Raw genomic sequence first — 14358 nt, 5'->3', positions numbered from 1 at the left:
GGAGAGCGCGATGCGATCGAGAACCCGAACCAAATGGGCGGCACCGGTTGTCGCATTGGGTCTGATCGCGGCGGGCTGTGGTTCGGGCGGCGATTCGACGGCGGGGCTGTCGGATACGCTCGGCACCACCAACGACATCAACCCCACGAGCGTCGACGAAGTCCGCGACGGTGGGAATCTGCGCTTGGCGACCACGTCGTATCCGGCCAACTGGAACACCCTTTCCAATGACGGTAACGACGGCGAAATAGCCGATATCGAACGGCCGCTGATGCCACGTGCGTTCGACACCAATGCGGCGGGCGAATTGTCCATCAACAAGGACTTTTTCACCGATGTCACGCTGACCGGCACCAACCCGCAGCAGGTCACCTACACGATCAATCCGAAGGCCGTATGGTCCGACGGCAATCCGATCACCTGGGAAGACATAAAATCCGAGGCCAACGCGCTCAGCGGTAGGGACAAGCGATTCCTGATCGCCATCACCAACGGCTTCGAATTCGTGGACAAGGTGGAGCGCGGCGTCGACGACCGCCAGGCCGTTCTGACCTTCAGCCACCCCTACGCCGAATGGCGCGGCCAGTTCGCCGGCAATGCCTCGTTGTTCCCGAAATCCGTGACCGCCGACCCGGATTCGTTCAACAACAGCCTCGCCGATGCGATGGGGCCGAGTGCCGGACCATTCCAGGTCGTCTCCACCGACCGGTCGCAGGGCCGAATCGTGCTGGGCCACAATCCGAAATGGTGGGGGGCAAAACCCAAGCTCGACACCATCACCTACAGCGTGCTCGACCACACCGCCTGGACGACGGCGCTGCAGAACAACGAACTCGATTTGGTGCAGCTGACCACAGTCGACGACGTCCAGACGGTGCGCAATACCGGCGGCCTGGTGGTGCGCCGCGCGCCGGGTAATCGCTGGCGCCACATCACCTTCAACGGCGCGCCGGGGTCCATCCTGTCCGATGCCAAGGTGCGCGTCGCCATTTCCAAGGCCATCGATCGGCAGACGATCGTCAGCGCGATTCAGAACGGGCTGGTCGAGAATCCGAAGCCGCTGAACAATCACATCTTCCTGCAAGGTCAGGCGGGCTATCAGGACAACAGCCTCGGATTCGACCCGACCGCCGCGGCCCGCGAACTCGACGAGGCCGGTTGGAAGCTCGATGGCAATGGGCGGGAGAAGGACGGGCGCAAGCTCGTCATCCGCGATGTCATGTACAACGACCCGACCTGGGTGCAGATCGCCCAGATCATCCAGCGGAACCTCGCCGAAATCGGCGTTGGGCTGACCATCGACACCAGACCCGGCGCGGGGTATTTCACCGATGTCATCCAGCCCGGCGATTTCGACGCCGCCCAGTTCATCTGGGTGGGTGATGCGTTCGCGTTCAGCAGTATTCGACAGGCGTACTACTACGACCCGAACGATTTGCAGGGCAACTACGCCCGCGTCGGCTCGCCGGAACTCAATGCCCTGATCGATCGCACCCTCTCGGAACTGGATCCGGCGAAGGCGCTCGAGCTGGCCAATGAGGTGGATCGCAAGGTGTTCGAAGAGGGTCATTCGCTGCCACTGATGCAGAGCGACGGCAGCTTCGGCGTCCGCGCGAATCTCGCCAATATCGGTTCCCCCGGCCTCGCGTCCTACGACTACACCAAGATCGGATTCGTGAATTGACAACTGCACGCATCGCCCGGCAGCGCCGGGCGGGAATTCGGATCGCGGCACCCGCTGTCGCCATCGCGCTGATTCTGTCCGGGTGCGGGTCGGGCGATGACGTGACGGCGGGTTCCAGCTCGATAAGCACGACCAACGACATCAATCCGAAGGACGCCGGCGACCTGCGCGACGGCGGGAATCTGCGGCTGGCGCTGACGAATTTCCCGGCAACCTTCAATGCCTTGCATGTCGACTCCGACGGCGACGTGTCCGATCTGGTCTCGTGGGCGCTGCCCAGCTCGGTCAAATCCGACACGGCGGGTGATATCACCACCGACACGAACTATTTCACCGAGATCAAACTCACCAACACGAATCCACAGACCATCGTCTATACGATCAATCCTAAGGCGGTCTGGAGCGATGGAACACCGATTACCTGGGAAGATCTGAAATCTCAGGCCGCGGCGCTCAGCGGGCGCAACCCGGCCTTCCAAGTGTCGGCAACCCAGGGCTACGCACAAATCGGCACGGTCGAACGCGGCGTCGACGACCGGCAGGCGATCGTCACCATGGCCCAGCACTATGCGGAATGGCAGGGCATCTTCGGCACGGTCTACCCCAAGGCGTCGACCGCGACCCCGCAGGCCTTCGACGACATCAATCGCAACGGTCTGCCGGTTTCGGCGGGCCCGTTCGTGATTACCTCGATCGATAAGGCGCAGCAGCGAATCGTATTGGGCCGCAATCCAAAATGGTGGGGTGATACGCCGAAGCTGGATACGGTCACCTACAGTGTGCTCGATTACTCCGCCCGGCTGAACGCACTGCAGAACAACGAACTGGATTCGGCGACGGTATCAGGCATCGATGAGGTCAAGACCGCCTCGAACGCACCCGGCATCAAGGTGCGTCGCGCACCCGCGCTGCGCTTCTCGCACTTCACCTTCAATGGCGCGCCCGGCTCGATCCTCGCTGATCCCAAACTGCGCGTTGCCATTTCGAAGGGGATCGATCGGCAGGCCATCGCGACCTCGGCCCAGCAGGGCGTCGTCATCGACCCCAAGCCGCTCGACAACCACATCTTCATGGTTGGCCAGAAGGGCTATCAGAATAATGCGGCATCGGTGGCCTACAACCCCGAGCAGGCCGCCAAAGAACTCGATGATCTCGGGTGGAAGCTCAACGGTGATGTCCGCGAAAAGGACGGTCGCAAGCTGGAAATCCGCGATGTGATGTACCAGCAGGAGAGCTGGGTGCAGATGGCCCAGATCGCGCAGCAGAATCTGGCCAAGATCGGTGTCAAGCTGCTCATCCAGACCTACCCTGGCAATGGGCTTTTCACCGATGTGGTCGACCCGGGCAACTTCGACATGGTCCAGTTCACCTGGAGCGGTGGCATCCTCCCGCTCGGTGCGCTGCCGCAGATCTACGCCTTCGACCCGGCGAATACATTGAGCAATAAGGGCAAGATCGGCTCGCCCGAACTGAATGCGCTGATCGAGCGGACGATCGCCGAACTCGATCCCGAAAAGGCCATCGAGCTGGCGAACGAATGCGACAAGATGATCTTCGACGAGGGCTTCTCGCTGCCCATCGTGCAGTCCGCGGGCACCGTGGCGGTGCGCGAAGGGCTGGCAAATTACGGCGCCTTCGGCCTCGCGTCGGCGGATTACACCAAGGTCGGGTTCGAGAAATGAGATTCGCAACGGCCGTAGCAGTTCCGGTTATCGCCCTCGGTCTGATCGCGACCGGTTGCTCCGACAACAGCATCACGCCCGGAGCGGTCGATATCGGTAGTACCAACGACATCAACCCGAAGGATCGCAGCGAGTTGCGCGATGGCGGGAATCTGCGCCTCGCCATCACCAACTTCCCGGAGAACTTCAACTATCTGCATATCGACGGCACCACCGACACGACGGCCTCGGTGATCAATCCGACCATGCCGTCGCCCTGGGTGAGCAATGCCGCGGGAGAACTGACCGTCGATCACAATTACTTCACCGACATCAAGCTGACGAATACCAGCCCCCAGCAGGTCACCTACACGATCAACCCGAAGGCCGTATGGTCCGATGGCACCCCGATCACCTGGGAGGACCTGCGATCAGAGGCGGCCGCGCTGAGCACGAAGGACCCCGGCTTCCTGATCTCCTCCCCCAGCGGCTTCGACCGGGTCGAGAAGGTCGAACGCGGCGAGGACGACCGGCAGGCGATTGTGACCTTCGATAAGCCGTATGCCGAATGGCAGGGTCAATTCAGTCCGCTGTATCCGAAGTCCGTCACCGCCACCCCGGATGCGTTCAGCAACGCCGACCACGACACCCTCCCGGTCAGCTCGGGTCCGTTCATGCTCACCGGCATCGATCGCGCGCAGAACCGGATCACGTTGGGCCGCAATCCGAAATGGTGGGGCGATACCCCGAAGCTGGACACGATCACGCTCAGCGTGCTCGACGATTCCGCGGTGCTGCCCGGGATACAGAACAACGAGATCGACTATGCCTACATGTCCGGCATCGAGAATGTGACCGGGGCGAGGAACTCGAAGAACGTGGTGGTGCGGCGGGCGCCCGAGCCCAGTTGGTCGCATCTGACCTTCAATGGCGGCAAGGGCGCCCTGCTCGCGGATCCGCAACTGCGCATTGCCATTTCGAAGGCAATCGATCGGCAGGCCCTGGTGACCGCCGCCCAGAACGGGGTCGTCGAAAATCCGACGCCGCTGAACAATCACATCTACATGAAGGGGCAGAAGGGCTACCAGGACAATTCGGCTCCCATCGCCTACGACCCCGCCGAGGCGGCGCGGATGCTCGACGCGCTCGGGTGGAAGCTCAACGGCGATGTCCGCGAAAAGGACGGCCGGAAGCTGGAACTGCGCGACGTGATGTACCAGCAGGAGGGCTGGGTGCAGACCGCGCAGATCGTGCAGCAGAACCTGGCGAAGGTCGGGGTGAAGATGACCATCCAAACCGTGCCCGGCCAAGGGTTGTTCAAGGATGTGATCGATCCGGGCAACTTCGACATCGCCCAATTCAGCTGGGGCGGTAGCGTGCTACCGCTGGGGGTGCTGCCGCAGGTCTACGCGTATGACCCGAACAATCCGAACAGTCAAGGGAGCAATAAGGCCCGCATCGGATCCCCGGAATTGAATGCGCTGATCGAGCAGACCATTGCCGAACTCGATCCCGCGAAGGCCATCGAGCTGGCCAACAAATGCGATCAGATGATCTTCGCCGAGGGCTATTCGGTGCCATTGCAGCAGGCCTCGGGCACCTACGCGGTGCGCGACAACCTCGCCAATTACGGCGCGTTCGGCCTCGCCTCCCCTGACTACACCAAAGTCGGCTTCCTGAAGTGAAATTCGGACCGGGCCGGGATGGGCGGAGAAACCCCCTAGCCTATCCGGTCTGCGTAACGATCGGCGCCCTGGTTGTCTGCCTGGCCTGGGCGCCGTTCGGCGATTTGGACCAGGTTGCGGCATTGGCGACGGTTGCTGTCGGCATTCTGGGCTATACGGGATTTCAGCTCGCCCGGGCGTCGGGCTTGCTGTCGAATGGGTTGGCAGATATCGGGCCGCGCCGGGACAACCGTACGGACACGCCTCGCGGCGAAGGCAATGCCCGCCCGCACCGGGATACGCCTCACAACGTCGGCGCGCACGTCGATGCCAGCGGCGGGAGTTCGGGTACCGGCAGTAGCGCAGATGCCACGCGCACCGTGGAGATCAAGCGGGTGCGCCAGCAATATCGGCTCGTCAGCCGAAGTTGGCTCGAGATCAACGAGAACTATCGAACTCGCTGGCTGCCAATCTTTTTCGATCCGGCACTGCTCGCCATGGCCGAGACCGAAGCCGAGGTGACCGACAGATCAGCCGACACCGCCACCTTGCACTTCTACCCGTCCGGAAAGGCTCGGAGCTCCGAACCACCCGGCCGTCTGATCGACAACCCAACCCGTCCCGATCCCGACGCCGCGAACCTCGCCACCGACTCCGCTCGGGTCCGTCGCCGTCTCCTGCTCGACGCACAATCCACCGTCGCCGCGCCCTTCGTAGCCCTCATGTGGGTCTACATTGCCGCGGGTGGCTTCATGGCCTTCCTCGCTGCCACCTCGGTAGCCGCCGCCACCGCCATCTGGCTCGCCGCCATTCGCGGCTCCGACCCCAGCTGACTCGCCTGTCCGACAGTGCGCCGGTGGCTATTCGAGCGCCGCGGGGTTGCGTCAGAACGGGCCGCACAGACTTTGAGCATCTCGCCGGCACGCTCCCCTGGCCCGACAGGGGCAGCCCCCTACTCCAGAGGCCGAATCAACACATCAAAGGTCGGCGCGTTATCCCAATGCGGCGTTAGCGTTCCCACTCGCGACCAGCCCCAACGCCGATACTTCGCATACGCCTGCTCGTTGTCCGGCTCGACCAGCAGCGTCCCGCGCGGCTCACTACGCATCCGCAGCAGTTCGTCATGCAGAGCATGCGCGTACCCGCGTCCGGTGTGGTCAGCGTCCACCATGATCTCGGACAGCGCGAAAGTACGCGTCCCATCCTCGCGAATGAATGCGGCATGGTCCTCGGTCGTGTCGTCGAGCTTCAGCCCGCCCCACCACCCGGAGGTCGGACTCAATGGCCAGCCCCACGCCTGCCCGACAGCGGCGCCAGAGATGTAGCCGACCACCAGATCGAAACCAGGGCCGCGCGTGTAAGCGTCGAACCGCTCGGCGAACGCCTCGGGCGAATCGAATGGATCCCCGGACGCAATCGCGTCGACGTAGGACCGGGTGAACACATCCATCACCGTGTTCCGGATCTCGCGGGCCGCACGGTTGTCGTAGCGTCGAAACTCGATCACGCGGACACACTTCCTTTGGCGTCGAGCGCGTCGAAACGCGCACAGAAATCGGCTCCGGCCGGCACTGTCTCCAACGCCTTCCGAACTGGGATAAGCGTTCTCACGGTTCGGGGGGACATCACCGCGGATTCGAGTTGCGTCACGACCGGGAGAGCTCGAGCCAGCGCGCCGTCCAGATCGCCGACCTGAGCGTGTGCCGACGCGGCCCAAGCCCCCATGTTCGCGATGTTGCTGGGGCTGGCGTGCTCAGTGACCGCAACCTCGTACAGGCCGAGCGCGGCACGAATGCGGCCGACGGCGGCGCAGCCACGCGCCTCATGCCCTCGGATCTCCTGCGGGGTGACGAACCGGACCCACTGCGGGCAGTCGTCGACCGACTCGTATCGTTCGGCGCGCTCCAACTCCCGCCACGCGGTAGCGATGGCTTGACCGAATCTGTCGGCGTCGCCGAGGACGCCGAGCGCGGCAGCTTCCCGAACGGCGATCAGGGCATGGACGCGGGACGGCGGCTGTCGGCGCATCGCGTCGGCCGCGCGAGCAATCAGCGGCAGGGCGCGCGACGCTGAGCCGATCCCGTTGCGGGCGAGGTTGATCGGTTGCAGTGCGGCGGTGAGGCATGCGTAGGCGGTCAGCCAATCGTCGTCGACGGTGCCCGCCAACGACATCGCCTCTGTGAAGCATTTGCGGGCAAGGGCGTGGCGGTCGGCATCGTAGGCGAGCCATCCAGTCTGTGCCGCCAGGTTGCCGACAGCGGACATCAGGTGTCGGCCGGTGGTCCCGTCGAACGTGGCCGTATCGACGAGGGCGAGACCTCTATCGAGAGCGGCCACTGCATCATCGACGAGAGCCGCGCCGCCCTGCCGTTGCATGTCGGTCTCCAGTTCGGCGCTGATCGCCTCCAGGCGTGCGACGTCGCTTTTGCCGATGCGGGCGGCCGGGGAGAGGGTCGTCGCGGCGGCGGCTACGGCGAAAGTGCCGAATGTGCGGCGTCTCATGTCGTCCTCCTCGTCGGCCGCGAACGTGGCGGCCGTGCCTCCAGCGTGCACCCCCTCGGTCGATCCTGCTTCGGTCAAGGCGGCTGTAAACCGTTCCAACTGCTCAGGGTTGAGTGCGGCCAGCGTCTCATCCAGACATGCGGCCCGGTCGGCGAGTACCGCGCGAGTGCCGCCGTGCTCCCACTTCTGAATCGTCGACGTCGCCCAGCCGAGTTTGTCGCCGAACTGTTCTCGGGTCATACGGAGAGCCGCAACGCGCAACGCGCGCACTTCAACGGATGTCCACGTATTGACGATCATCAATCCCCCTGATCTCGCCCGTATCGAAATCGTATCGGCAGCATGTGTTTTGCGCTCTGGTTCGAAGTCCGGACTGCCGAGAGTCTGAAGGTGGCCCCGCCGTCGGGTCGACGCCACACCGCCCCCTCATCCGGTGAACCACTCGCCCGCATGGGATGGCCCGAGTGGGCGGCAGTCCTCGGCGGCGGGTGCCCACCAACCGGACGACCGAAGGGACGGGAGATGAACCTTCCCGTACGACGCGACGACGAAGACGCTCGGAAACTGGCACTCGCCCCGGAGGGCGGCCCGTGTTACCTCCAGCACGACGACGGGTCATGGGATCTAGTCGGCGAAGACGGGTGGCTGATTGATCCCGAAGAACTCAGCGAACTCCACGCCGACGCCGCAGCCGTGATTGCCGCTGCGACGGTCGCACCGATCGACATAGACCTTCTGACCGAAGTCCGCCAGGGCCTGCTGTCCATGCCGTCAGTGATCGACATACAGCCGATCTCCGTGCGAGACAACGAGGTTCGATGATCAGCGACGGATGGATCATGCTCGGGATAATGCTGGCTATCGGCCTGCCGCTAGGGGTTGTGGTTGCGGTGATCGTGTGGCCCGAGCGAATCCCGAAAGACAGGACTGTGGACGCCATCCGGGCGCGGGTCGAGGCGGAGGAATCCGACCGGCCGACAGCGATTTCCGACCCCCGCTGACAGCGGTAGGTAGATAGATAGGGGAAGTGATGAGGAACCTGATCAGGGTGGCGTTGCTCACCGGATTCGGCATCGGCTCGACGCTCGTCGGGGGTGGCGCTGGTCCCGCGTCGGCCGACAACATCACGTGTTTCATCCACGCGATCGAGCCATGGAAAACCGGCCACAACTCGATCGCGCCGATCAACTTCGGGTTCAAGGTGCACTGCACCGGAAGGCCCGCGTTGCGCAACGTGACTACGAAACTGTGGCGCTACGACCCGAAGGACGGCAAGCAGTATGTGCACTCCGAACGCAACGACAACACCACCGATCCCGACGTAGAAACGCTGTACTCGGCGTCATGCTCGTCGGCAGGGATCCTCTACCAGTTCCACACCGAGGCCATTGTGAACGCGTTTAATGGCAACTGGGACCGTGAACCCGACAACAGCAGCACCATCGCGGCGATCTGCTGACCACAACGAAAAGGGCGTAGCCGAATGACGACTCTCGAGCAACACCCAGCGGTCGCCGTCGCAACCCGCGCCCTCGCGGGCAGTGACCGGGACCTGAGCCCGGTCACTGCCGTCATCCGCGACGATGTCGCCGCCGTCCTGATCGACGGCGTGCAGGGCCGTTGGATCGTGTTCGCCGATCCGCGTGACGGCGAATGGTTCGTGGAGGGCACCACGTTCGGTGCGCCGCGACCAGCCGGGCCGCGCAGCGACCGCTCACCCGATCACATGCCGCTCCAACGTTTGCGAATCAGGTTCCACAGTGAGGGCGACGGCGGCGAAGGCTGGTTAGCCGTGACCGGTCTCGCCGCCTGTGACGCGGTGTCGGTGTCGGTGGCCTCCGGACTCGACGAAGCCGTCGCATCCGTCGCCGATGACGGTCTCGTTTTCGCCGTCATTCGGGCGCGCGCCGATGACGATCCGAGCGTCTACGTGAACACCCGTGACGGACGGCGCATTTCGGCCCTACCGCACGAAAGCTGAGAAGACCGACCGGGTCTCTCGGCGGATCCCGATTCTGAGGGCTGGGCGTGAAGTATTACCAGCGCGGCGTAGGTTCATGTCGCGACTGGTCCGCCCGTTCGCCGCGGTGGTGCTGTCCGGGATGGCGCGGCAGTTGCTGTCGCTGGAGCAGCCTGGGACGCTCTCGAACTGGTCCGGCTGGCGCAGGACTACGCGGCCGGGCACCTGACTCCGACGACCGAGGCGATGCTGTTCACGCGGGAGGCGTGGGCGTATGGGCAGCTCGGCCGTCCGACAGCGTTCCGCCACGCCTGCGATAAGGCGCACGCAGCGTTCGCCGACGCAGACCGTTCGATAGATCCGGACTGGATTCGCTACTTCGACGCGGCCGAGCTGGCGGGCACGATCGGCGGCCGGTTGCTGGATATCGCGCGCCGCGACGGCGATCGTGCGACCGCGTCCGAGGCCGCCGACCACATCGGACGGGCGATCGAGTCACGCAGGCCGGGTCGGCGGCGCAGCGCAGCACTAGACCAGTTGGGCTTGGTCGAGGCACGGCTGATCGAGGGCGAACTCTATGAGGCCTGCCGCGTCGGTCACGCTGCGTTACTGGTCGTCGAGCAGACCGCCTCGGACCGTGTCGCGAAGAAGCTCGCGAGGGTGTACAACCGCACGGAAGGGTTCGCGACCGTGGGCGCGGTGGTCGAGCTGCGTGAGCGGATGCGGCCACTCGTTGCCGCGACAGCTTAGGAGCTACTTGCATGGTGCGAATCGGCGTCACCGGGCACATGAACATCACCGAGGCAACAGAATCACTGGTGTATGACGCGGTCCGCGCGCTGCTCGTCGAGCGCGACCGGGCCGATCTGGTCGGGGTGAGTTGTATTGCGCGTGGGTCTGATTCGGTGTTCGCGCGGACGGTGCTCGATGCCGGCGGGCGGCTCGAGGTGGTGTTGCCGTCGCGGAATTACCGCGAGCGGAAGGTGAAGCCGGATCATCTGCCGGTGTTCGACGACCTCATGTTGCGAGCGGCCGAGGTACGGGTGATGGACTTCGACGACGCCGGGCGTGAGGCGTACGAGGCCGCGAACGCGGCTGTGCTCGGCAGCGTCGACGAGCTGATCGCGGTGTGGGACGGTGAGGCCGGGGAACGCAGCGGCACCGGTTCGGTTGTCGAGCTAGCGCGTGTGCGTGGGGTGCCGGTGACCGTGGTGTGGCCGGATGGCGCGGCGCGACAGTAGCGCGCGTTAGTCAGCGTCGGTGTCCGGCGACGCCGCCGGTGGTTCGTGTGTTCAGGCCTTGGAGGCGAACAAAGCCCTTGCGGCCGAACAGGCTTGCTGCGACGCGGGCGGCGCAACCGTCGAGGCGGGGTGGAACTTTGGCGCGAACGGCAGTGCGGACACTGCACCGAGGTCGGCGCCGCTGCGGCTGAGTGGTCGACGCACCGGCAAGAGGTGCGCACATTGCGCCCGTGGTTGGGGCCGCTTGGCTGAGTTGTCAATGCACCGTAACTGGTCTGACCACTTGACCTCCTGACCTTTTCGGCGCAGAGTGACGGTATGGCGTTGCAACCTGTGGTCAAGCGGTCGGTATCGGGCGATGTATTCGAGCAGATCGCGGCGGATGTGCTCAGTGGGGAGTTGGCGCCCGGCGCGACGCTGCCCAGCGAACGGCAGTTGGCGGAAGCGTTGGGAGTTTCGCGGCCCGCTGTGCGGGAGGCACTGCAGCGGTTGGCGGCTGCGGGACTGGTGGCAGTGCGGCAGGGAGATGCGACCACCGTGCTGGATTACCGGCGCGGGGCCGGGCTGGAGGTGCTGCCGCGACTGCTGGTTCAGGCCGGTGAGCTGGAACCGAAGGTCGCGCGCAGCATCCTGGAGGCGCGGCTGCACAACGGACCGAAAGTGGCCGAACTCGCGGCGATCCGGCTCGACAAAACCGAGTCGGCCGGCGTGCGCGCTGCCCTGGATCGCGCGGTCGAAGCGCTTGCCGCCGAACAGGATCCGATCGAACAGCAGCGCCATGCGATGGAGTTCTGGGATCACGTAGTCGACGCCGCCGACTCCATCGTTTTCCGGCTGATGTTCAACATGTTGCGCGCCGCCTATGAACCCGCGCTCGCCGCGCTGGCTCCGATCATGTCCGCCGAGGTGGGCAATGTCGAGGCCTATCGAAACCTGGCCGCCGCCATCGAGGCCGGTGCGCCGGAACAGGCCTCGAGCACCGCTCGGGCGCTGCTCGAACCGGCGACCACGGCCCTGATCGAAGTATTGGAGGGCACCGAAAACATCGAACGCTGACAGCGAATATGCGATCCGGCATCGGCAATCCGGATCACCGCGGCGGTTCGAATATCGCTCGGTCGCCACCAGATGGATTGGCACCGACTGGCTCCATCGAGGAAAGACCATGACGAAACCACAATCATCCAGCAAGGATTCGGCCACGGCGCGTGTGCGTCAGGACGAGCGGCCCCTGCGCCGCGGCCTCACCCTCGCCGCCGCTTTCCGCGAATTCATCCGGCACCCGTCGCCATGGCTGATCGGCACCACCCTGGTGGCGGCGCTGGTCGCCCGAATCATTGCGGGCGACTGGCAATCGACGGATGTGCTGATGCCCGCGGTCATGCTGGCGGTCTTCCCGGTCTTCGAATGGATCGTGCACGTCACGGTATTGCATTGGCGGCCGAGGCAATTCGGCCCGATCCCGATCGATAGTGAACTGGCGCGCAAACACCGTGAGCACCATGTTGATCCGCGCAATATCCCGCTGATCTTCATCCCGACCAAAACGCTTGCGGTACTGGTGGTCGTCCTGATCGCGATCGCGACTCTGGCCTTCCCCCGGCTCGGCCTCGGTCTGACCTTCCTGCTGATGATCACCGCCCTCGGCCTCGGCTACGAGTGGACCCACTATCTGATCCACACCGACTACAAGCCGAAAGGCTCGCTCTACCGGGCGGTTTGGCGCAACCATCGTCATCACCACTACAAGAACGAGCACTACTGGTTCACCGTGACGACCTCCGGCACCGCCGACCGTCTGCTCGGCACCTATCCCGATCCGGCGACCACGGAAACCTCCCCGACAGCCCGCCACCTGCACTCGGCCTGAAGCTCGCACCACCGTGAGCGCGGCGCTTCCAGCCTTCACCACTGCACTCGGTCACCGTCCGGGGCTACCCCTGCGCTGGTGCGAGATGGTCGGCGGCGCCCAGGCACGCCGTCCCCAGGAGATCGTGCGGTGGTCGGCACGACCGTCCATGCCGGCGAGCGGATCATGATGCACACCAATTGAATCGACGTCGATACACAGTCGGGCGGGATGGCTACCGGCCGACAGTCTCAGCTCGCCGCGAGTAGACGTTGGGCAATGGCTCGGGCGCTGTCGGCGGCCGCTGGGTCGCATCGCGAACAGCCGTGACGATTGCGCCATCGACGAGGAGAGCGAACTCGGCCGCCAGTTCGGGAGCGTCGGAGCGGCCTGCGGCGGTCAGTAGTTCGGCGAGATAGTCGATCACGCTCCGCTTGTGCCGATCGGCCGCATGATGGGCGGCCGAGTCCGGATCGGCTACCTCCGCGGTGGCGCTGGTCACTTACCGCCCCGAAGCCTGAGCATCGCAGTCGAGGACGCGCAAGACGGTCTGCAGACCCGTGCGGATGTGGCCGGTCCCGCACTGACCACGGTGCCCGATGTTTTCATCGAAATGGGCAATGGCGCCAATGTCGAGGACGCCGCACTGCTGGAGAGTCCGGAGGGTCAGGTCAAACACGCTCTGGCCATAACGACCGGCCTGGTGGGTTTCTTGCTCGGCGCACCGCAGCAGGCAGCCCGGTCCAGTACCGAGCCGGGCTCTCGTCTGCATACCCTCACCCCGTACCATATTGACAATGTACCCTAGGGGGGTACGGTAGAGCCGAGTTCGACGGGACGGTCCGCCGAATGATCCGAACGGAGCCCCCTGATGAACGCAGCTAGCAAGTTCACCGGCTTCACCCTCGGTCTCGCGGCGGTCTTCGGGATCGCACTGGCCGTCGGTGCCACGCTCGGGCCGGAACCCACCGAGTCCGCACACGACTCGAACGGGCACGACTCGAAGGGCCACGAGGCCATGAGCGAGTCCGAGGAGCTGCCCGCGGGACTCATGGCCGGCGAAAACGGCTACACCCTGCGCTTGGACACCCCGCAGACCACCGCGGCGGCGAATGTTCCACTGCGGTTTCGCATCCTGAATCGCGACGGCGCGCCCGTCACCAGCTATGTGCGCAGCCACGACAAGGATCTGCACCTCATCGTGGTCCGCCGCGATATGGCCGCCTTCCAGCACGTGCATCCGGTACTCGACCAGGCCGGAGCTTGGAGCGTCCCGCTGGATCTCACCCGCGCCGGTGACTACCGGGTCTTCGCCGACTTCACACCCGATGGGGGTAAGAATCTGACGCTAGGCGCCGATCTGCGGGTCGCGGGCAACTACGACGCGCAGGCACTGCCCGCGCCGTCGACTACCGCGCAGGTCGGCGAGTACACCGTCGCGCTGAACGGCACGGTCACGCCGGGCCAGGCCTCGAAGGTCGTGCTCTCGGTCAGCCGCAATGGCAAACCGGTCACCGATCTGCAGCCCTACCTGGGGGCCTATGGCCACCTCGTGGCATTGCGCGCCGCCGACCTCGCCTACCTGCACGTCCACCCGGAGGGCAGCCCCGGCGACGGTGTGACCCCAGCCGGACCAGGCATTACCTTCTATGTCGATGCGCCGAGCACGGGCGACTACCGACTCTTCCTGGATTTCCAGCACGAAGGCGTGGTTCGCACCGCCGAATTCACCGTCTCGGTTGCCGGTCCCGCACCCATCCCGGCAGCCGAACCTGCCGGACACGGCCACTGATCACT

18 protein-coding genes are annotated in these 14358 nt (G+C 64.8%); 15 read left to right on the top strand and 3 right to left on the bottom strand.

Going from position 1 to position 14358, the window contains the following annotated elements:
• Positions 1–10: 10 nt before the first annotated feature.
• Genes ACQPXH_RS01475 through ACQPXH_RS01460 form a run of 4 tightly spaced genes read left to right on the top strand, consistent with a single transcriptional unit; the run spans position 11 to position 5842 of the window.
• Entirely contained in the window at positions 11–1684 is a 1674-nt protein-coding gene (locus ACQPXH_RS01475) for an ABC transporter family substrate-binding protein (protein WP_433600561.1), read from the top strand.
• Positions 1681–3366 (top strand): ABC transporter family substrate-binding protein, encoded by a 1686-nt coding sequence (locus tag ACQPXH_RS01470; RefSeq protein ID WP_433600560.1) that lies wholly within the window; start codon positions 1681–1683, stop codon positions 3364–3366. The genes ACQPXH_RS01475 and ACQPXH_RS01470 overlap by 4 nt, the downstream gene beginning before the upstream one ends.
• The gene (locus tag ACQPXH_RS01465; RefSeq protein WP_433600559.1) at positions 3363–5030 is read left to right on the top strand and encodes an ABC transporter family substrate-binding protein; all 1668 of its coding nucleotides are present in this window, start codon (positions 3363–3365) and stop codon (positions 5028–5030) included. The genes ACQPXH_RS01470 and ACQPXH_RS01465 overlap by 4 nt, the downstream gene beginning before the upstream one ends.
• Entirely contained in the window at positions 5027–5842 is an 816-nt protein-coding gene (locus ACQPXH_RS01460) for a hypothetical protein (RefSeq protein WP_433600558.1), read from the top strand. Before ACQPXH_RS01465 ends, ACQPXH_RS01460 begins: the two co-directional genes overlap by 4 nt.
• 119 nt (positions 5843–5961) lie before the next feature.
• Here the strand turns inward: ACQPXH_RS01460 and ACQPXH_RS01455 are convergent, their stop codons facing one another.
• Positions 5962–6516 carry a GNAT family N-acetyltransferase gene (locus ACQPXH_RS01455; RefSeq protein WP_433600557.1) on the bottom strand — a complete coding sequence of 185 codons (555 nt, stop codon included), beginning with the start codon at positions 6514–6516 and terminating at the stop codon, positions 5962–5964.
• Entirely contained in the window at positions 6513–7751 is a 1239-nt protein-coding gene (locus ACQPXH_RS01450) for a hypothetical protein (protein ID WP_433600556.1), read from the bottom strand. Before ACQPXH_RS01450 ends, ACQPXH_RS01455 begins: the two co-directional genes overlap by 4 nt.
• Positions 7752–7961: 210 nt before the next feature.
• Between ACQPXH_RS01450 and ACQPXH_RS01445 the strand changes: the two genes are divergently transcribed.
• The 9 genes from ACQPXH_RS01445 to ACQPXH_RS01405 all read left to right on the top strand — a co-directional run bounded on the left by ACQPXH_RS01445 (position 7962) and on the right by ACQPXH_RS01405 (position 12582).
• Positions 7962–8333, top strand: coding sequence for a hypothetical protein (locus tag ACQPXH_RS01445; protein WP_433600555.1), 372 nt, complete (start codon positions 7962–7964; stop codon positions 8331–8333).
• Positions 8330–8512, top strand: coding sequence for a hypothetical protein (locus ACQPXH_RS01440; RefSeq protein ID WP_433600554.1), 183 nt, complete (start codon positions 8330–8332; stop codon positions 8510–8512). The genes ACQPXH_RS01445 and ACQPXH_RS01440 overlap by 4 nt, the downstream gene beginning before the upstream one ends.
• A gap of 29 nt (positions 8513–8541) precedes the next feature.
• Positions 8542–8970 (top strand): hypothetical protein, encoded by a 429-nt coding sequence (locus ACQPXH_RS01435; protein ID WP_433600553.1) that lies wholly within the window; start codon positions 8542–8544, stop codon positions 8968–8970.
• Between the two features lie 24 nt (positions 8971–8994).
• On the top strand, positions 8995–9492 hold the full coding sequence (locus tag ACQPXH_RS01430) for a hypothetical protein (RefSeq protein WP_433600552.1): 498 nt from the start codon (positions 8995–8997) through the stop codon (positions 9490–9492).
• A 76-nt stretch (positions 9493–9568) separates the two neighbouring features.
• Entirely contained in the window at positions 9569–9700 is a 132-nt protein-coding gene (locus tag ACQPXH_RS01425) for a hypothetical protein (RefSeq protein ID WP_433600551.1), read from the top strand.
• 17 nt (positions 9701–9717) lie between these two features.
• A complete protein-coding gene (locus ACQPXH_RS01420; RefSeq protein ID WP_433600550.1) occupies positions 9718–10221 on the top strand; it encodes a hypothetical protein in 504 nt (167 codons plus the stop codon).
• An 11-nt stretch (positions 10222–10232) separates the two neighbouring features.
• On the top strand, positions 10233–10712 hold the full coding sequence (locus tag ACQPXH_RS01415; protein ID WP_433600549.1) for a hypothetical protein: 480 nt from the start codon (positions 10233–10235) through the stop codon (positions 10710–10712).
• 318 nt (positions 10713–11030) lie between these two features.
• On the top strand, positions 11031–11768 hold the full coding sequence (locus ACQPXH_RS01410) for a FadR/GntR family transcriptional regulator (RefSeq protein ID WP_433600548.1): 738 nt from the start codon (positions 11031–11033) through the stop codon (positions 11766–11768).
• A 109-nt stretch (positions 11769–11877) separates the two neighbouring features.
• Entirely contained in the window at positions 11878–12582 is a 705-nt protein-coding gene (locus ACQPXH_RS01405; RefSeq protein WP_433600547.1) for a sterol desaturase family protein, read from the top strand.
• A 214-nt stretch (positions 12583–12796) separates the two neighbouring features.
• Here the strand turns inward: ACQPXH_RS01405 and ACQPXH_RS01400 are convergent, their stop codons facing one another.
• Positions 12797–13063 (bottom strand): hypothetical protein, encoded by a 267-nt coding sequence (locus ACQPXH_RS01400; protein WP_433600546.1) that lies wholly within the window; start codon positions 13061–13063, stop codon positions 12797–12799.
• Positions 13064–13129: 66 nt separating this feature from the next.
• On the opposite strand from ACQPXH_RS01400, the gene ACQPXH_RS01395 reads away from it, so the two are divergent.
• Both ACQPXH_RS01395 and ACQPXH_RS01390 read left to right on the top strand, forming a co-directional pair.
• Positions 13130–13369, top strand: coding sequence for a hypothetical protein (locus ACQPXH_RS01395; protein ID WP_433600545.1), 240 nt, complete (start codon positions 13130–13132; stop codon positions 13367–13369).
• Between the two features lie 63 nt (positions 13370–13432).
• On the top strand, positions 13433–14353 hold the full coding sequence (locus tag ACQPXH_RS01390; protein WP_433600544.1) for a hypothetical protein: 921 nt from the start codon (positions 13433–13435) through the stop codon (positions 14351–14353).
• Positions 14354–14358: the final 5 nt, after the last annotated feature.

The organism is Nocardia sp. CA-135953, from assembly GCF_050955735.1.
GTDB lineage: Bacteria > Actinomycetota > Actinomycetes > Mycobacteriales > Mycobacteriaceae > Nocardia.
The sequence above is the reverse complement of the archived record's forward strand: the minus strand, read 5'-3'. Positions and strand labels throughout refer to the sequence as shown.